The following is an 18,121-nucleotide window of genomic DNA, read 5'->3' on the forward strand; positions in this document are numbered from 1 at the left end:
CTCACAGGTACGCGGCGTTGGCCGCATCGAGGCGGCCCTGGGCGCGCAGGATCAATTCACAGAATTCGCGGGCGGCGCCTTCGCCACCACGGGCGCGGGTAACGCCATGGGCGTGTTCGCGGACGAAGTCGGCAGCGTTGGCCACGGCCATGCCCAGGCCTACGCGGCGAATCACCGGCAGGTCAGGCAGGTCGTCACCGAGATAGGCGACCTGTTCATAGCTTAGGCCCAGTTGCTCGAGAAGACCGTCGAGAACGACCAATTTGTCTTCGCGCCCCTGAAACAGGTGCGGGATGCCGAGGTTTTTCGCGCGACGCTCGACCACCGGGGTCTTGCGACCGCTGATGATAGCGGTCTGCACGCCGGCGTTCATCAGCATCTTGATGCCCTGGCCATCGAGGGTATTGAAGGTCTTGAACTCACTGCCGTCTTCGAGGAAGTACAGGCGCCCGTCGGTAAGGACACCGTCGACGTCGAAAACCGCCAGTTTGACCGCTTTGCCGCGTTGCAGCAGATCGTTGCTCATTACATGACTCCTGCGCGCAGCAGATCGGAGAGGTTGAAGGCGCCGACCGGGCGATCTTCCTCGTCTACGACTACCAATGCGTTGATTCGGTGGTCTTCCATGATTTTCAGGGCTTCGGCGGCCAGCATTTCCGGGCGGGCAGTCTTGCCGTGGGCCGTCATCACCTGGTCGATGGTGGCGCTGCGAATGTCGATGCTGCGGTCCAGCGTACGGCGCAAGTCGCCGTCAGTGAAGATCCCGGCGAGTTTGCCATCGGCTTCAAGGATCACGGTCATGCCCAGACCCTTGCGGGTCATTTCCATCAGCGCATCCTTGAGCAGCGTACCGCGTTGTACTTGCGGCAACTCCTGGCCCGCGTGCATGACGTTTTCCACTTTCAGCAACAGACGACGGCCCAAAGCGCCGCCCGGGTGAGAAAAGGCGAAATCTTCGGCGGTGAAGCCGCGTGCTTCCAGCAGTGCCACGGCCAGCGCGTCACCCATGACCAGTGCCGCGGTGGTCGAGGAAGTCGGCGCCAGGTTCAACGGGCAGGCTTCATGCTCGACGTGAACGTTGAGATTGACCTCGGCAGCCTTGGCCAGTGGCGACTGCGGGTTACCGGTGACGCTGATCAACTGGATACCCAGACGTTTGATCAGCGGCAGCAAGGTGACGATTTCGTTGGTCGAGCCGGAGTTCGACAGGGCAAGGATCACATCATCGCGAGTGATCATGCCCATGTCGCCATGGCTGGCTTCGGCCGGGTGGACAAAAAATGCCGGGGTGCCGGTGCTGGCCAGGGTCGCGGCAATCTTGTTGCCAATGTGCCCGGATTTGCCCATGCCGACCACGACTACACGGCCTTTACTGGCCAGAATCATCTCGCAAGCGCGTACGAAATCGGCGTCGATATGGGGCAACAAGCCTTGTACGGCTTCCACTTCGAGTTGGATGGTGCGTTGTGCCGATTGAATCAGGTCGCTGGATTGGCTCATGTCAGAAATCGTATAGCCCGATGAAAAGGCGGCGATTATAGCGGTTATGTTGCAAAGCCTCACGCTAGTTCGTCGTGCTTTGTCATTCCTCGTTACCAAAACCCGGGAAAAGACCCTGCGCACCTGTCATATCGCCGAACTCAGGCTGGTACAAGCCTTGGGCGCGTAGCCTTTGCAGTGATATAGTTCGCCGCCAGTTCGGCCTGCCCGGGATGTACGTACTTTTCAAGTAAAGACAGGCGTCCGAGTGAGAGGCTGCATCGCAAGGAGTTTAGATGAGTGCCGATAACGCCTACGCGGTCGAGCTGAAGGGAGTCTCCTTCAAGCGCGGTGCGCGCAGCATTTTCAATAACGTCGATATTCGCATACCGCGCGGCAAGGTCACCGGTATCATGGGGCCTTCCGGGTGTGGCAAGACCACGCTGCTGCGATTGATGGGCGCACAATTGCGTCCTGCCAGCGGCGAAGTCTGGGTCAACGGCCAGAATTTGCCTGCGCTTTCGCGCAGCGATCTGTTCGATGCGCGAAAGCACATGGGTGTGCTGTTTCAAAGCGGCGCGCTGTTCACCGATCTCGATGTGTTCGAGAACGTGGCTTTCCCTCTGCGTGTTCATACCGATTTGCCGGAAGAAATGATCCGCGACATCGTCCTGCTCAAGTTGCAGGCGGTCGGTCTGCGCGGTGCCATCGAGTTGATGCCGGATGAGCTGTCCGGTGGCATGAAGCGCCGCGTCGCACTGGCGCGGGCGATTGCGCTCGATCCGCAGATTCTCATGTACGACGAACCGTTCGTCGGGCAGGATCCGATCGCCATGGGTGTGCTGGTCCGTCTGATCCGTCTGCTCAATGATGCGCTGGGGATCACCAGTATCGTGGTGTCCCACGATCTGGCTGAAACCGCGAGCATCGCCGACTACATCTATGTGGTCGGTGATGGTCAGGTGCTGGGGCAGGGTACGCCGGACGAGTTGATGAACTCGGACGAGCCGCGGATCCGTCAGTTCATGACCGGCGATCCCGATGGCCCGGTGCCGTACCATTTTCCAGCGACGGATTACCGCGCAGATCTTCTGGGGAAGCGCTGATGCGCAGAATTTCATTAATAGAACGCGTGCGCCGGTTCGGCGAGGCGGCGATCGACGCCGTCGCGGTGTTCGGTCGTGCAACGCTGTTCCTGTTTCATGCCTTGCTGGGGCGTGGCGGGATCAGCGGCGGTTTCAGTCTGCTGGTCAAACAGTTGCACTCGGTCGGCGTCATGTCGCTGGTGATCATCGTCGTTTCCGGGATTTTCATCGGCATGGTGCTGGCGCTGCAGGGCTTCAGCATCCTGTCGAGCTACGGTTCGGAGCAGGCGGTGGGGCAGATGGTTGCGCTGACCCTGTTGCGTGAGCTGGGGCCGGTGGTGACTGCGCTGTTGTTTGCCGGTCGTGCCGGGTCGGCGCTGACCGCAGAGATCGGCAACATGAAGTCCACCGAACAGCTTTCCAGCCTGGAAATGATCGGCGTCGATCCGCTCAAATACATTATTGCCCCGCGCCTGTGGGCCGGCTTCATTTCCCTGCCGGTGCTGGCGATGATCTTCAGCGTCGTGGGCATCTGGGGTGGTTCGTGGGTGGCTGTCGACTGGCTGGGTGTGTATGAAGGCTCTTATTGGGCGAACATGCAGAACAGCGTGAACTTCACCAGTGACGTGCTCAATGGCGTGATCAAAAGTATTGTTTTCGCCTTTGTAGTGACCTGGATCGCCGTATTCCAAGGCTATGACTGTGAGCCCACTTCCGAGGGGATCAGTCGTGCCACCACCAAGACCGTGGTGTTTGCCTCACTGGCAGTGCTCGGTCTGGACTTTATTCTGACCGCTTTGATGTTTGGAGATTTCTGATGCAAAACCGCACCCTGGAAATCGGTGTCGGCCTGTTCCTGCTGGCAGGGATCCTGGCTTTGTTGCTGCTTGCTTTGCGGGTCAGTGGTCTGTCTCCGACGTCGACCACCGACACCTATAAACTGTATGCCTATTTCGACAATATCGCCGGTTTGACGGTCAGAGCCAAGGTGACCATGGCCGGTGTGACCATCGGCAAGGTCACGGCAATCGATCTGGATCGCGACAGCTTCACCGGTCGGGTAACCCTGCAAGTGGATAAAAAGGTCGACAACCTGCCGACCGACTCCACAGCGTCTATTCTGACCGCTGGTCTGCTGGGCGAGAAGTACATTGGTATCAGCGTAGGCGGGGAAGACAAGCCGCTGAAGGATGGTGGAACCATTCACGACACCCAGTCGTCACTGGTACTGGAAGACCTGATCGGTAAATTCCTGCTCAATACCGTTAGCAAAGACGCCAAATGAGGAGCTTTTGAATGATTTCTACCTTGCGACGTGGCCTGTTGGTGTTGCTCGCGGCATTGCCACTGATGGCTAACGCTGCGCCTGGGCAATCCGCGCATGATCTGGTGCAGGACACAACCACCCGGTTGCTGGCCGATCTGGCTGCCAACAAAGAGAAATACAAGCAGGACCCGACCGACTTCTACACGGCCCTCAACAACATTGTCGGGCCAGTGGTGGATGCCGAAGGCATTTCCAAGAGCATCATGACGGTCAAGTACTCGCGCAAGGCCACGCCAGCGCAGATGCAGACCTTCCAGGAAAACTTTAAAAAAGGCCTGTTCCAGTTCTACGGCAACGCCTTGCTCGAGTACAACAACCAGGGCATTACCGTTGACCCTGCCAAGGACGAATCGGGTGACCGCACTAGCGTCAACATGACCGTCAAGGGTAGCAGCGGCGCAATCTATCCTGTGCAGTACACGCTGGAGAAGATCAACGGCGAGTGGAAACTGCGCAACGTGATCATCAACGGCATCAACATCGGCAAACTGTTCCGTGATCAGTTCGCCGACGCGATGCAGCGCAATGGCAACGATCTGGACAAGACCATCAATGGTTGGGCCGGGGAAGTGGCCAAGGCCAAAGAAGCCACCGAAAAGAACCCCGCGCAATGAATGAGGCCGCAGTTCGTATGAGTGATGTCGACGAGCTTCTGCTTAGCGGAGTGCTGGACTATCGCACCGGCGCAGACCTGCGCAAGCAAGGTCAGGCGTTGATCAAGTCCAGCAAAGCCTCTTCGCTGGTGATCGACTGCTCGGCGGTGAAGAAGTCCAGCAGCGTCGGCTTGTCGTTGCTACTGTGCTTCATGCGCGATGCCAACGCGGCCGGAAAGGCTGTGAGCATCCGCGCGATGCCCGAAGACATGCGCGAAATTGCTCAGGTCAGCGAATTGACCGAACTGTTGGCGCACCCCTGAACCCACATCTATAAAGAAGCCCCCCGTCAGAGTCCTGCCATGCGGGGTTCGCAGGCGCGGGGCTTTTTTGTATGATGTCCGACCCGTGCGCACAGGGCGCCGATTGAGGTTGAGCATGCAGGCCGTAGAAGTGAAGAGCTTCCTTGAAGGAAAGCTGCCCGGAACGTTGGTAGAAGTTGAGGGCGAAGGCTGCAATTTCCAGCTGAACGTGATTAGCGATGAACTGGCGGCGTTGAGCCCGGTGAAGCGTCAGCAGCAGATCTATGCCCATTTGAACCCATGGATCACCGATGGCAGCATCCATGCGGTCACTATGAAATTTTTCAGCAGCGCGGCCTGGGCCGAGCGCACCTGAGCCTAAGGGCGTCGAGATTCTTATGGATAAATTGATTATTACCGGTGGCGCTCGTCTTGATGGCGAGATCCGCATTTCCGGGGCAAAGAACTCTGCCCTGCCGATCCTGGCTGCCACCCTGCTGTGCGATGGCCCGGTGACCGTTGGCAACCTGCCGCACCTGCACGACATCACCACCATGATCGAGCTGTTCGGTCGCATGGGCATTGAGCCGGTGATCGACGAGAAACTCAGCGTCGAAATCGACCCGCGCACCATCAAGACCCTGATCGCGCCGTACGAACTGGTGAAAACCATGCGTGCGTCGATCCTGGTACTGGGCCCGATGGTTGCCCGTTTCGGTGAAGCCGAAGTGGCACTGCCTGGCGGTTGCGCCATCGGTTCGCGTCCGGTCGACCTGCACATCCGTGGCCTCGAAGCCATGGGCGCGGTCATCGACGTCGAAGGCGGCTACATCAAGGCCAAGGCGCCTGAAGGCGGCCTGCGCGGTGCGCACTTCTTCTTCGATACCGTCAGTGTGACCGGTACCGAGAACATCATGATGGCCGCTGCTCTGGCCAAGGGCCGCAGCGTGTTGCAGAACGCCGCCCGTGAACCAGAAGTGGTTGACCTGGCGAACTTCCTCAACGCCATGGGCGCCAAGGTTTCCGGTGCTGGCACCGACACCATCACCATCGATGGCGTCGAGCGTCTGGGTTCGGCTTTCTATAAGGTCATGCCTGACCGTATCGAAACCGGCACCTACCTGGTTGCCGCTGCCGTTACCGGTGGTCGCGTCAAGGTCAAGGACACTGATCCGACCATCCTTGAAGCCGTTCTGGAAAAACTCCGTGAAGCCGGTGCAGAAATCACCTGCGGTGAAGACTGGATCGAGCTGAACATGCACGGCAAGCGTCCGAAAGCAGTCAACGTGCGCACCGCGCCGTACCCTGCATTCCCGACCGACATGCAAGCGCAGTTCATCTCGCTCAACGCCATTGCTGAAGGCACCGGTGCGGTAATCGAGACGATCTTCGAAAACCGTTTCATGCACGTATACGAACTGCACCGCATGGGCGCCAAGATCCAGGTCGAAGGCAACACTGCCATCGTTACCGGTACTGAAGTCCTCAAGGGCGCGCCAGTCATGGCCACCGACCTGCGGGCTTCGGCCAGCCTGGTGATCTCGGCACTGGTTGCCGAAGGCGACACGCTGATCGACCGCATCTACCACATTGACCGTGGTTACGAGTGCATCGAAGAAAAACTGCAGATGCTGGGCGCCAAGATCCGTCGCGTTCCGGGCTGATTGCTGCATTGGGACACAGGGACGTGTCCACTGATTTTAAGAGTCGAGCCGGTTTCCGGCTCGATGTGTGTCCGGCGCCGATTGCGACCGGACATGAGTACCTTGATAAGGACTGACGTTTCCCATGTTGACCATCGCACTGTCCAAGGGCCGCATCCTTGACGACACCCTGCCGCTTCTCGCCGAAGCGGGCATCGTGCCGACCGAGAATCCGGACAAGAGCCGCAAGCTGATCATTCCCACGACGCAGGACGACGTCCGTCTGCTGATCGTGCGTGCCACCGATGTGCCGACTTACGTCGAGCATGGCGCGGCTGACCTCGGCGTTGCCGGTAAAGACGTGTTGATGGAATACACCGGCCAGGGCCTGTACGAGCCGCTGGATCTGCAGATCGCCCAGTGCAAGCTGATGACCGCCGGCAAAATCGGCGCGCCTGAGCCCAAGGGCCGCTTGCGCGTGGCGACCAAGTTCGTCAACGTCGCCAAGCGCTACTACGCCGAGCAGGGCCGTCAGGTCGATATCATCAAGCTCTACGGCTCGATGGAGCTGGCGCCGCTGATCGGTCTGGCCGACAAGATCATCGACGTGGTCGACACCGGCAACACCCTGCGCGCCAACGGCCTGGAACCTCAGGAACTGATCGCCACGATCAGCTCGCGCCTGGTCGTCAATAAAGCTTCGATGAAAATGCAACACGCCCGAATCCAGGCGTTGATCGATACCCTGCGCAACGCAGTGGAATCGCGACACCGCGGCTGATTTACCTGCGCGGCCCCAGGTCGCGCCGTCTATCCGCCTCATAGCCAGAATTCTCAGGTGCCTAAGCGGATCGAATGATAGTTTCGGGCGCCTGAGTTTTTTGCCATTCCTATGAGGCTCTCGCTATGACCGCACCGACTGCAATTCGCCGACTCAACGCTGCTGACCCGGATTTCGCGCATCATCTGGATCATCTGCTGAGCTGGGAAAGTGTGTCTGACGACTCGGTCAATCAGCGCGTGCTGGACATCATCAAGGCTGTGCGCGAGCGCGGTGACGCGGCGCTGGTCGAGTTCACCCAGAAATTCGACGGCCTCGAAGTCGCGTCGATGGCTGACCTGATCCTGCCGCGCGAGCGCCTGGAACTGGCGCTGACCCGCATCACTGTGCCACAGCGCGAAGCACTGGAAAAAGCCGCTGCTCGCGTGCGCAGCTACCACGAAAAACAGAAGCAGGATTCCTGGAGCTACACCGAGGCTGACGGCACCGTGCTCGGCCAGAAGGTCACACCGCTGGATCGCGCCGGTTTGTACGTGCCGGGCGGCAAGGCGTCGTATCCGTCGTCGGTATTGATGAACGCGATTCCGGCCAAGGTCGCCGGCGTGACCGAAGTGGTCATGGTCGTGCCGACACCACGCGGTGAAATCAATGAGCTGGTGCTGGCGGCTGCGTGCATCGCTGGCGTCGACCGGGTGTTCACCATCGGTGGCGCACAAGCTGTCGCTGCCTTGGCTTACGGCACCGAAAGCGTGCCGAAAGTCGACAAAGTGGTTGGCCCGGGCAACATCTATGTCGCCACTGCCAAGCGCCACGTGTTCGGTCAGGTCGGTATCGACATGATCGCCGGCCCTTCGGAAATCCTCGTGGTGTGCGACGGCCAGACCGATCCGGACTGGATCGCCATGGACCTGTTCTCGCAAGCCGAGCACGACGAAGACGCCCAGGCGATTCTGGTCAGCCCGGATGCCGAGTTCCTCGACAAGGTTGCGGCGAGCATCGACAAACTGCTGCCGACCATGGATCGCGCGACCATCATCGAAACCTCGATCAATGGCCGTGGTGCGCTGATTCACGTGAAGGACATGGCGCAGGCCATCGAAGTCGCCAACCGCATCGCCCCGGAACACCTGGAGTTGTCGGTGGCTGATCCGCAAGCCTGGCTGCCGCAAATCCGCCACGCCGGTGCGATCTTCATGGGCCGTCACACCTCCGAAGCCTTGGGCGATTACTGCGCAGGCCCGAATCACGTGCTGCCGACCTCGGGCACCGCGCGGTTTTCCTCGCCGCTGGGCGTGTACGACTTCCAGAAGCGTTCGTCGATCATCTTTTGCTCCGAGGCCGGTGCTTCCGAGCTGGGTAAAACGGCATCGGTATTGGCCCGTGGCGAATCGCTGAGCGCTCACGCGCGCAGTGCCGAATACCGCATCAAAGACGAAGACTTTCTAAAAGGGCAGGGGAACTGAGCGATGAGTAAATTCTGGAGCCCGTTCGTCAAGGATCTGGTGCCCTACGTGCCGGGCGAACAACCGAAGCTGACCAAACTGGTCAAGCTCAACACCAATGAAAACCCGTACGGCCCGTCGCCAAAAGCCTTGGCAGCGATGCAGACCGAACTGAATGACAACCTGCGTCTGTACCCGGACCCGAACAGCGATCTGCTGAAAACCGCCGTCGCCCAGTATTACGGCGTGCAGAGCAATCAGGTGTTCCTCGGCAACGGTTCGGATGAAGTGCTCGCGCACATTTTCCACGGTTTGCTGCAACACGATCAGCCGTTGTTGTTCCCGGACATCAGCTACAGCTTCTATCCGGTTTACTGCGGTTTGTACGGCATCAAGTTCGATGCGGTGCCGCTGGACGCGCAGTTCCAGATCGACCCGGCCGACTACGCCAAGCCGAACGGCGGGATCATTTTCCCGAATCCGAATGCGCCAACCGGTTGCCTGCTGGCGTTGGACGCGGTTGAACAAATCCTCAAGGCCAGCCCGGATTCGGTAGTGGTTGTGGATGAGGCGTACATCGACTTCGGCGGCGAAACGGCGATCAGTCTGGTGGACCGTTATCCGAACCTGCTGGTGACGCAGACGTTGTCCAAGTCGCGTTCGCTGGCTGGTTTGCGCGTTGGTTTTGCGGTCGGCCATCCCGATCTCATCGAGGCGCTGGAGCGGATCAAGAACAGCTTCAACTCCTATCCACTGGATCGTCTGGCGATTGTCGGTGCGGCAGCGGCGTTCGAAGATCGTGAGTATTTCGACAAGACTTGCCGTCTGGTCATCGAGAGCCGTGAGTGGGTGATTGCACAGTTGCAGGCCAAGGGGTTTGAAGTGCTGCCGTCGGCGGCGAACTTCATTTTCGCCCGGCATCCGCAGCATGATGCGGCAGGGCTGGCGGCTAAATTGCGTGAGCAGGGCGTGATCGTGCGGCACTTCAAGCAGGAGCGGATTGCGCAATTTTTGCGGATTTCGATTGGTACGCCGGAGCAGAATCAGGCGCTGATCGACGGGCTTGACGACCTCTAAAAACAAAAGCCCCTCACCCTAACCCTCCCGAAACGTCGGACCGCCCAAAGGGAGAGGTGACTGAATGGGGGATGCTGTTGAACTGCACCGACCTGATGCTGCTTTACCGAATCCATAATCGACTCGGTCTTTCAGGTCGATGTACCTCACAAGACACCTCGGTCGGCCCCCTCTCCCTCCGGGAGAGGGCTGGGCGGGCGGCGTTTCCGATGAGGGTGCGCTTTTACTCGTGATGCGGTTCGCCGAGGAACGTCAGTGAGGTAAACAACCCACGACTATCCACATCCACACTGTCCTTCACCGGCACTTCAACCTGCGCCGCAATCACATTCAACCCTTCATTCCTCACCAACACCTGCGCCCGACCCTCCTTGTCAGTCTCGGTGCTCAACGTGTTCGGCGCACTGCGATAATCGCCAATCAACTTCACACCCGCCGCCGGTTTGCCATCGAGCAATACCCGCACCGGCAATGACTTGCCCGGTCCAACGGTCAGCGGATCGACCTCCGGCAGAATCAGCAACTTGATCTGATCGAGCTTCGGCAACTTCGCCCCCGGCTGATAAATCGCCAGGCTGTACTTGAACGTCTCGGTGGCCTCAATGGCGCCCGGCACTTTGCTGCGACCTTGGTTGATCCACTTCTTGTCAGCGGTCTGCGACCACATGCCGTTGTTCAGCGCCACGGCCAATACGGCCGGGGTTTTCAGTGGTTTCAAGCGCGCGTGATCCGCCAGGCGCTCGACGCTCACCGGAATCATCTTGCCAGCAACGTCGTAGGCCCAGGCACCGCTGACCTTCTGCGCTTTGAACGCGTTGTCCTCAGCGCCATGGCCGTAGACCACTTCGATATTGCCGCGCCGTTGTTCTGTCCACAGGCCATGGGCTGAGACCTGACCGGCGAACAGCGCGGCGATAAGCACAATGGATTTGCCGTATTGCATGGTGACGTCCTTTTACAGGTTGAGAGTCAGGCTGACAGTGAAATTGCGCGGCTCGCCGGGATTGACCCAGTAGTTGCTGTAGGAGCGCTCGTAATACTTCTCGTCGAAGAGGTTGTTCAGGTTCAGGCCGACGGTGACGTTGTCGCTAGCCTTGTAATGCGCGAGCAGGTCGACGGTCTGGTAGGCCGGCAATTCGAAGTCGCTGCCGGATTCTCCCGAGCGATCACCGACATAGGTGAACGCCGCACCAACGTCCGAGCCGCGTAAATGCCCATCCTGAAACTCATAAACGCCGAGCAGGCTGCCGCTGCGTTTGGCCACGCCGAGGATGCGGCTGCCGGTGGCAATCACCGCGTCGCCCTTGGTCACTTCGGCGTCGATGTAGGCGAAGGCGCCGATGACTCGCACCGCATCGGTGACTTGCCCGCTGACCTGCCAATCGAAACCACGACTGCGTGCCTTGCCCATGGCGCGGCTGGTGTCGGTGGCCGGGTCGAGGGCGAGGACGTTTTCCTTGTCGATGTGGAAGAAGGCGAGGGTGCTGCTAAGGCGCTCGTCGAACAGTTCGTTCTTGATCCCGACTTCATAGCCGACGCCTTCCTCCGGATCGAAGGATTTGCCGGCGGCGTCGAGGCCATTGTTCGGTTTGAATGAGGTCGAGGCGTTGGCGAACAGGCCGGTGTCTGGCGTCAGTTGATAGAGCAGTCCGGCGCGTTGAGTCAGAGCGTCGTGGCGCTGCTGGCTTTTCGCATTACGGCTGTGATCGTCGATGCGCTGGTCGAAATGCTCGAAGCGCGCGCCGATCATCCCGCGCAGTTTGTCGGTGAAGATGATTTGATCCTGCAGGTTCAGCGCGTGGCTTTCGACGTGTTCGAAAGTGTCGGTACCCGAGCGTGCCCCGTTGGGTTTCGGCTGACCGTAGATCGGTTTATAGATGTCGATGGCGTACGGGCCGCCAGCAATCGTGGTGACGCGCTCGTTCTTGCGGAAGTTTTCGTATTCGCTGCCGATCAGCAGTTCGTGCTGCCACGGGCCGAGGTCGAACAGACCGCGCAGTTCCAGTTGGGTGATGCTGTCATGCCAGTTGGTATCGCGTTCGCGATAGCGTCGGTTGACCGTGTGCCCGTCGGCGTTCAGCGCTCGTTGTTCCGAGGCGTCGCCCCAGAGTTTGCCTTCCTTGTAATGGCTGGCCAGGCGCAACTTCCAGTTGTCGTTGAGATGATGTTCCAGCGTGGCCTGGAGCAGATTGTTGTGGTTGTCGATGTTGCCGTCGTTGGGTTCGCCGAGGAAGGTCGAGCGCGACACGCCGCTCCATTTATTGTTGGGGGCGACGATGCCGCGATCGAACGTGGAGCTGTGACGGACGATTTCGCTTTCCACCAACAGCGAAGTGTCCGGGTTCAATTGCCAACTGATCGACGGCGCGACGAACACACGTTTGCTGTCAACGTGGTCGCGAAAACTGTTGTTGTCTTCGACTGCGAGGTTGATTCGCGAGAGCACATCGCCCTGTTCGTCGAGCGGTGTGTTGACGTCCAGTGCAGTGCGATAGCTGTCCCAGCTGCCGGCGCTGGTTTGCAACGTGGTGAAGGCTTCGGGCTGCGGTTTCTTGGTGACGATGTTCACTGTGCCGCCGGGGTCGCCACGGCCGTACAGACTGGCGGCGGGGCCTTTAAGCACTTCGATGCGCTCGATGTTGGCCGCGTCGGGTGTGCTCGGGTAACCGCGATTGGCGCTGAAACCGTCCTTGTAGAACTCCGAGGTGGTGAAGCCGCGCACGCTGTATTCGTATAGCGTCAGGCCGCCGAAGTTGTTCTGCTTCGACACGCCACCGGCGAAATCCAGCGCGCGCTCGACACTGGTGCTGCCCAGATCCTTGAGCACGCTGGCGGGCACTACGCTGATCGCCTGCGGGATATCGCGGATCGCCGTGTCGGTCTTGGTCGCGCTGGACGAGCGCGTGGCGCGGTAGCCTTTGACCGGTCCGGTCGGCGATTCGTAGTCGGAGACGACGCTGATGGCGTCGAGTTCGAGGGGTTTGGGTTCTTCGGCGAAGGCTGGATCGGCCAGCAAGCCAAGGCTGAGGCCGAGCAGGGAAGCCTTTGTTCGAGACGACATGTTATGTTGTTCCAATTCTTAGAATTGAAACAATATAACATGCCTGTTGAGAATGTCTTTTATTCGCGCGCTTGGCGCGAAAAAAGTTTTATTCTTCTTTTTCTTTCACCGGCGCCGGTGGTGGGCGCAGGCCGATTTCAGCCGTGAGCTTCAGCTCTTTGCCGTTGCGCATCACCTGAATCGTCACTTTGTCCGTCGGTTTGATCCGTGCAACCTGATTCATTGAACGACGGCCATCGCCCGCAGGCTCGCCATCAATGCTCAGAATCACGTCGCCCAATTGCAGGCCTGCCTTCTGTGCCGGGCCATCGCGGAAGATCCCCGCAACGACAATTCCCGGACGCCCGGACAGACCAAACGACTCAGCCAGTTCCTGGGTCAGCGGCTGCACTTCAATGCCCAGCCAGCCACGAATCACCTGACCGTGTTCGATGATCGACTTCATCACTTCCATCGCCAGTTTCACCGGAATGGCAAAACCGATGCCCTGCGAGCCGCCGGACTTGGAGAAGATCGCCGTGTTGATGCCAGTCAGATTGCCGTTGGCATCGACCAGCGCACCGCCGGAGTTGCCCGGGTTGATCGCCGCGTCGGTCTGGATAAAGTCTTCGTAGTTGTTCAGGCCCAACTGATTACGCCCGGTGGCGCTGATGATGCCCATGGTCACGGTCTGGCCGACGCCAAACGGGTTGCCGATGGCCAGTGCGACGTCGCCGATGCGAATGTTGTCAGAGCGGCCAACGGTGATCGCTGGCAGGGTTTTCAGATCAATCTTCAACACCGCGAGGTCGGTTTCCGGGTCGCTGCCGATGACGCGGGCGAGGGTTTCGCGGCCATCCTTCAACGCCACGACAATCTGATCCGCGCCGCTGGTTACGTGGTTGTTGGTCAGAATGTAGCCTTCCGGGCTCATGATCACGCCGGAGCCGAGGCTCGATTCCATGCGTTTCTGCTTCGGCGAGTTGTCACCAAAGAAACGGCGGAACTGTGGATCCTCAAACAGCGGATGCGCCGGTTTGTTGATGACTTTGGTGGTGTAGAGGTTGACCACCGAAGGCGCGGCAATGGTCACCGCGTCCGCATAGGACACCGGCCCCTGCTGCACGCTGGTGGTTTGCGGGGCCTGTTGCAGGTTGACGTCGAGGCTCGGAAGCCCCACCCATTGCGGGTAACGCTGAATAATCAACAGAGCGATAAGCACACCGGCCAACAACGGCCAGCCGAAAAAACGCAGCGCCTTGAGCATTAAGCACGTCCTGGAAAAGTTGCAGGCGGGGTCAGACCGCCCATAATGTCGCGCATTATACGAGGCCGCGCGTGCCTCTGAACGGGATATTTAGGAGTCTTTCATGGCCGTTGCCCTCAGCACCCTCGTCGAAGAAGCCGACCGTTACCTTGGCAGTGCAAAAATTGCCGATTATTGCCCGAATGGATTGCAGGTCGAGGGCCGTCCGCAAGTGATGCGCATCGTCAGCGGCGTCACGGCCAGTCAGGCCTTGCTCGATGCCGCCGTCGAGGCCGGGGCCGATCTGGTGCTGGTGCACCACGGTTACTTCTGGAAGGGCGAGAACCCGTGCGTCACCGGCATGAAGCAACGTCGACTGAAGACCTTGCTCAAACACGACATCAGTCTGCTGGCCTATCACTTGCCGCTGGATCTGCACCCGGACGTTGGCAATAACGTGCAGCTTGCTCGGCAATTGGACATCACTGTTGAAGGCCCGCTGGCCCCGGATAATCTGAAAATCGTCGGTCTGGTCGGTTCGCTGAAAGAACCGCTGACCGCTCGCGATTTCGCCCGCAAGGTGCAGGAAGTCATGGGCCGCGAACCGTTGCTGATTGAGGGTAATCCGATGATTCGTCGGGTTGGCTGGTGCACCGGCGGCGGTCAGGGTTATATCGATCAAGCCGTTGCTGCAGGCGTCGATCTGTACCTGAGCGGTGAAGCGTCCGAGCAGACCTTCCACAGCGCCCGTGAGAACGACATCAGCTTCATCGCCGCCGGCCACCACGCCACCGAGCGCTACGGCGTACAGGCGCTGGGCGACTACCTGGCGAAACGCTTTGCCGTCGAACACATCTTCATCGACTGCCCGAACCCGATCTGACTCCACGCCGTTCCCTGTGTAGGAGCTGCCGAAGGCTGCGATCTTTTGATCTTGTTTTTTAACAGACCAGATCAAAAAGATCGCAGCCTTCGGCAGCTCCTACAGGAGGCGGCGCCCAAACGAGTGGGCATATTCATATACCCTTTCGATCTAGTTGGCGTCCTGATTAGAAGAGGCCGCTGTGCTAGGATTTCCCGCTCGAACACGGCCCGCTGGCCGTTCATAAGAAAGTTTTCGTGAGTAGCCATGGTCGACAAACTGACGCATCTGAAACAGCTGGAGGCGGAAAGCATCCACATCATCCGCGAGGTGGCCGCCGAGTTCGATAACCCGGTGATGCTGTACTCCATCGGTAAAGACTCCGCCGTGATGCTGCACCTGGCACGCAAGGCGTTCTTCCCGGGCAAACTGCCGTTTCCGGTGATGCACGTCGACACCCGCTGGAAATTCCAGGAGATGTACAAGTTCCGCGACAAGATGGTCGAAGAACTGGGCCTGGACCTGATCACCCACATCAACCCCGATGGCGTGGCGCAGAACATCAACCCGTTCACCCACGGCAGCGCCAAGCACACCGACATCATGAAAACCGAGGGCCTGAAACAGGCACTCGACAAGCATGGTTTCGACGCAGCGTTCGGCGGCGCCCGTCGCGATGAAGAGAAATCCCGTGCCAAAGAGCGCGTGTACTCGTTCCGCGACAGCAAGCACCGCTGGGACCCGAAAAACCAGCGTCCAGAGCTGTGGAACGTCTACAACGGCAAGGTCAACAAGGGCGAATCCATCCGCGTATTCCCGTTGTCGAACTGGACCGAACTGGACATCTGGCAGTACATCTACCTCGAAGGCATCCCGATTGTGCCGCTGTACTTCGCCGCCGAACGCGAAGTGATCGAGAAGAACGGCACGCTGATCATGATCGACGACGAGCGCATCCTCGAGCACCTGTCCGATGAAGACAAAGCGCGGATCGTCAAAAAGAAAGTGCGTTTCCGCACCCTTGGCTGCTACCCGTTGACGGGCGCCGTGGAGTCCGAAGCCGAAAGCCTTACGGACATCATCCAGGAAATGCTCCTGACGCGAACTTCCGAGCGCCAGGGCCGTGTCATCGATCACGATGGTGCCGGCTCGATGGAAGACAAAAAACGTCAGGGTTATTTCTAAGGGGTTGTCATGTCGCACGTATCTGATTTGATCAGCGAGGACATCCTCGCCTACCTGGGCCAGCACGAACGTAAAGAACTGCTGCGCTTTTTGACTTGCGGTAACGTCGACGACGGCAAGAGCACCCTGATCGGGCGCCTGCTGCACGACTCGAAAATGATCTACGAAGATCACCTCGAAGCGATCACCCGCGACTCGAAAAAAGTCGGCACCACCGGTGACGACATCGACCTGGCGTTGCTGGTCGACGGCCTGCAGGCCGAGCGTGAGCAGGGCATCACCATCGATGTCGCCTACCGCTATTTCTCCACCGCCAAGCGCAAATTCATCATCGCCGACACTCCCGGCCATGAGCAGTACACCCGCAACATGGCCACCGGTGCATCCACCTGTGACCTGGCGATCATCCTTGTCGACGCGCGTTATGGCGTGCAGACCCAGACCCGTCGCCACAGCTTCATCGCCTCCCTTTTGGGGATCAAACACATCGTCGTCGCCATCAACAAGATGGACCTGAAAGACTTCGATGAAGGCGTGTTCGAGTCGATCAAGGCTGACTACCTGAAGTTCGCTGAAGGCTTGAAGATGAAGCCGACCAGCATGCACTTCGTGCCGATGTCTGCCCTCAAGGGCGACAACGTGGTGAACAAGTCCGAGCGCTCGCCTTGGTACACAGGCCAGTCGCTGATGGAAATCCTCGAGACCGTGGAAGTCGCGGGTGACCGCAACTTCACCGATCTGCGTTTCCCGGTGCAGTACGTCAACCGTCCGAACCTGAACTTCCGTGGTTTCGCCGGCACCCTGGCCAGCGGCATCGTGCACAAGGGCGACGAAGTCGTGGTGCTGCCGTCGGGCAAGAGCAGCCGCGTGAAGTCCATCGTCACCTTCGAAGGTGAGCTGGAGCACGCCGGTCCAGGTCAGGCTGTGACGCTGACCATGGAAGACGAAATCGACATCTCCCGTGGCGACCTGTTGGTGCATGCCGACAACGTGCCGCCGGTTACCGACAGCTTTGAAGCGATGCTGGTGTGGATGGCTGAAGAGCCGATGCTGCCGGGCAAGAAATACGACATCAAACGCGCCACCAGTTACGTGCCGGGCTCGATCGCCAGCATCGTCAACAAGGTCGATGTGAATACCCTCGAAGAAGGCCCGGCGAGCGCGTTGCAGCTCAACGAAATCGGCAAGGTGAAGATCGCGCTCGACGCGCCGATCGCCCTCGACGGTTACGAGAGCAACCGCACCACCGGCGCGTTCATCGTCATTGACCGTTTGACCAACGGCACCGTTGGCGCAGGCATGATCGTCGCCCAGCCAGTGACCCACGGCACCGCTACGCATCACGGCAAACTGGCGCACGTGGCCACTGAAGAGCGCGCCCAGCGCTTCGGCCAGCAACCGGCTACCGTGTTGTTCAGCGGCCTGTCGGGTGCTGGCAAAAGCACCCTGGCTTATGCGGTCGAGCGCAAGCTGTTCGACCTGGGCCGTGCGGTGTTTGTGCTGGATGGCCAGAACCTGCGTCACGACCTCAACAAAGGTCTGCCACAGGATCGCGCCGGGCGTACCGAGAACTGGCGTCGTGCCGCGCATGTTGCGCGTCAGTTCAACGAAGCCGGTCTGCTGACTCTGGCCGCGTTCGTCGCACCAAGTGCTGAAGGGCGCGAGCAGGCCAGGGAACTGATCGGCAAGGATCGTCTGCTGACGGTCTACGTGCAGGCCTCGCCGGCTGTTTGCGCCGAGCGTGATCCGCAAGGTCTGTATGCCGCCGCTGGCGACAACATCCCGGGCGAATCCTTCCCGTACGACGTGCCGCTGAATGCCGATCTGGTGATCGACACGCAGACGCTGAGTCTGGAAGACAGCGTCAAGCAAGTGCTGGATCTGCTGCGCAAGCGTGGCGCGATCTAAGCACTGAAGCAGCGGCAAGCTTCTAGCTTCAAGCTGCAAGAAAAAGCCCGCCGATGAGTGATCATCGGCGGGCTTTTTTGTGACCTTTAAAAGTCAAAAGATCGCAGCCTTCGGCAGCTCCTACAGGATGTACGTCGATCCAATGTAGGAG

Annotated in this window: 18 protein-coding genes; 13 read left to right on the forward strand and 5 right to left on the reverse strand. The window is 59.4% G+C overall.

The window, feature by feature from the left end; genetic code table 11:
* Position 1: 1 nt before the first annotated feature.
* Together M5G26_RS00330 and M5G26_RS00335 are read right to left on the reverse strand one after the other, a co-directional pair.
* The gene (locus M5G26_RS00330; RefSeq protein ID WP_038357538.1) at positions 2–526 is read right to left on the reverse strand and encodes a KdsC family phosphatase; all 525 of its coding nucleotides are present in this window, start codon (positions 524–526) and stop codon (positions 2–4) included.
* A complete protein-coding gene (locus M5G26_RS00335; RefSeq protein ID WP_016984151.1) occupies positions 526–1,500 on the reverse strand; it encodes a KpsF/GutQ family sugar-phosphate isomerase in 975 nt (324 codons plus the stop codon). The genes M5G26_RS00330 and M5G26_RS00335 overlap by 1 nt, the downstream gene beginning before the upstream one ends.
* A gap of 275 nt (positions 1,501–1,775) precedes the next feature.
* On the opposite strand from M5G26_RS00335, the gene M5G26_RS00340 reads away from it, so the two are divergent.
* The 10 genes from M5G26_RS00340 to hisC all read left to right on the forward strand — a co-directional run bounded on the left by M5G26_RS00340 (position 1,776) and on the right by hisC (position 9,729).
* Entirely contained in the window at positions 1,776–2,585 is an 810-nt protein-coding gene (locus M5G26_RS00340) for an ATP-binding cassette domain-containing protein (protein ID WP_007912403.1), read from the forward strand.
* Positions 2,585–3,382 (forward strand): lipid asymmetry maintenance ABC transporter permease subunit MlaE, encoded by a 798-nt coding sequence (mlaE, locus tag M5G26_RS00345; protein ID WP_007912402.1) that lies wholly within the window; start codon positions 2,585–2,587, stop codon positions 3,380–3,382. Before M5G26_RS00340 ends, mlaE begins: the two co-directional genes overlap by 1 nt.
* A complete protein-coding gene (gene mlaD / locus M5G26_RS00350; RefSeq protein ID WP_007912400.1) occupies positions 3,382–3,849 on the forward strand; it encodes an outer membrane lipid asymmetry maintenance protein MlaD in 468 nt (155 codons plus the stop codon). The genes mlaE and mlaD overlap by 1 nt, the downstream gene beginning before the upstream one ends.
* Before the next feature lie 11 nt (positions 3,850–3,860).
* Complete coding sequence (locus M5G26_RS00355; protein WP_150691865.1) at positions 3,861–4,505, forward strand: MlaC/ttg2D family ABC transporter substrate-binding protein; 645 nt, start codon at positions 3,861–3,863, stop codon at positions 4,503–4,505.
* Entirely contained in the window at positions 4,502–4,807 is a 306-nt protein-coding gene (locus M5G26_RS00360) for an STAS domain-containing protein (protein WP_034154488.1), read from the forward strand. The genes M5G26_RS00355 and M5G26_RS00360 overlap by 4 nt, the downstream gene beginning before the upstream one ends.
* Positions 4,808–4,922: 115 nt before the next feature.
* Positions 4,923–5,162, forward strand: a complete 240-nt coding sequence (locus tag M5G26_RS00365) for a BolA family protein (RefSeq protein WP_007912386.1) — start codon at positions 4,923–4,925, stop codon at positions 5,160–5,162.
* 22 nt (positions 5,163–5,184) lie between these two features.
* On the forward strand, positions 5,185–6,450 hold the full coding sequence (gene murA / locus M5G26_RS00370; protein WP_007912385.1) for a UDP-N-acetylglucosamine 1-carboxyvinyltransferase: 1,266 nt from the start codon (positions 5,185–5,187) through the stop codon (positions 6,448–6,450).
* Between the two features lie 124 nt (positions 6,451–6,574).
* A complete protein-coding gene (gene hisG / locus M5G26_RS00375; RefSeq protein WP_007912384.1) occupies positions 6,575–7,210 on the forward strand; it encodes an ATP phosphoribosyltransferase in 636 nt (211 codons plus the stop codon).
* Positions 7,211–7,335: 125 nt separating this feature from the next.
* Positions 7,336–8,673: a histidinol dehydrogenase gene (gene hisD / locus M5G26_RS00380; protein WP_122597946.1), complete on the forward strand. Its 1,338-nt coding sequence runs from the start codon at positions 7,336–7,338 to the stop codon at positions 8,671–8,673.
* A gap of 3 nt (positions 8,674–8,676) precedes the next feature.
* A complete protein-coding gene (gene hisC, locus M5G26_RS00385) occupies positions 8,677–9,729 on the forward strand; it encodes a histidinol-phosphate transaminase (RefSeq protein ID WP_273914176.1) in 1,053 nt (350 codons plus the stop codon).
* 223 nt (positions 9,730–9,952) lie between these two features.
* Here the strand turns inward: hisC and M5G26_RS00390 are convergent, their stop codons facing one another.
* From M5G26_RS00390 to algW, 3 genes are all read right to left on the reverse strand, one after another.
* Positions 9,953–10,672 carry a DUF4198 domain-containing protein gene (locus tag M5G26_RS00390; protein WP_273914177.1) on the reverse strand — a complete coding sequence of 240 codons (720 nt, stop codon included), beginning with the start codon at positions 10,670–10,672 and terminating at the stop codon, positions 9,953–9,955.
* Between the two features lie 12 nt (positions 10,673–10,684).
* Positions 10,685–12,790 (reverse strand): TonB-dependent siderophore receptor, encoded by a 2,106-nt coding sequence (locus tag M5G26_RS00395; RefSeq protein WP_273914178.1) that lies wholly within the window; start codon positions 12,788–12,790, stop codon positions 10,685–10,687.
* A gap of 88 nt (positions 12,791–12,878) precedes the next feature.
* The gene (gene algW / locus M5G26_RS00400; protein ID WP_038357545.1) at positions 12,879–14,036 is read right to left on the reverse strand and encodes a Do family serine endopeptidase AlgW; all 1,158 of its coding nucleotides are present in this window, start codon (positions 14,034–14,036) and stop codon (positions 12,879–12,881) included.
* 103 nt (positions 14,037–14,139) lie between these two features.
* Between algW and M5G26_RS00405 the strand changes: the two genes are divergently transcribed.
* The 3 genes from M5G26_RS00405 (at position 14,140) to cysN (ending at position 17,970) form a co-directional block, all read left to right on the forward strand.
* A complete protein-coding gene (locus M5G26_RS00405; RefSeq protein WP_273914179.1) occupies positions 14,140–14,898 on the forward strand; it encodes a Nif3-like dinuclear metal center hexameric protein in 759 nt (252 codons plus the stop codon).
* A gap of 246 nt (positions 14,899–15,144) precedes the next feature.
* Complete coding sequence (gene cysD / locus M5G26_RS00410) at positions 15,145–16,062, forward strand: sulfate adenylyltransferase subunit CysD (protein WP_007912374.1); 918 nt, start codon at positions 15,145–15,147, stop codon at positions 16,060–16,062.
* Positions 16,063–16,071: 9 nt separating this feature from the next.
* Positions 16,072–17,970 carry a sulfate adenylyltransferase subunit CysN gene (gene cysN, locus M5G26_RS00415; protein WP_122843151.1) on the forward strand — a complete coding sequence of 633 codons (1,899 nt, stop codon included), beginning with the start codon at positions 16,072–16,074 and terminating at the stop codon, positions 17,968–17,970.
* The last annotated feature ends 151 nt before the right edge of the window (positions 17,971–18,121 follow it).

The organism is Pseudomonas sp. TNT2022 ID642 (assembly GCF_028656995.1).
Lineage (GTDB): Bacteria > Pseudomonadota > Gammaproteobacteria > Pseudomonadales > Pseudomonadaceae > Aquipseudomonas.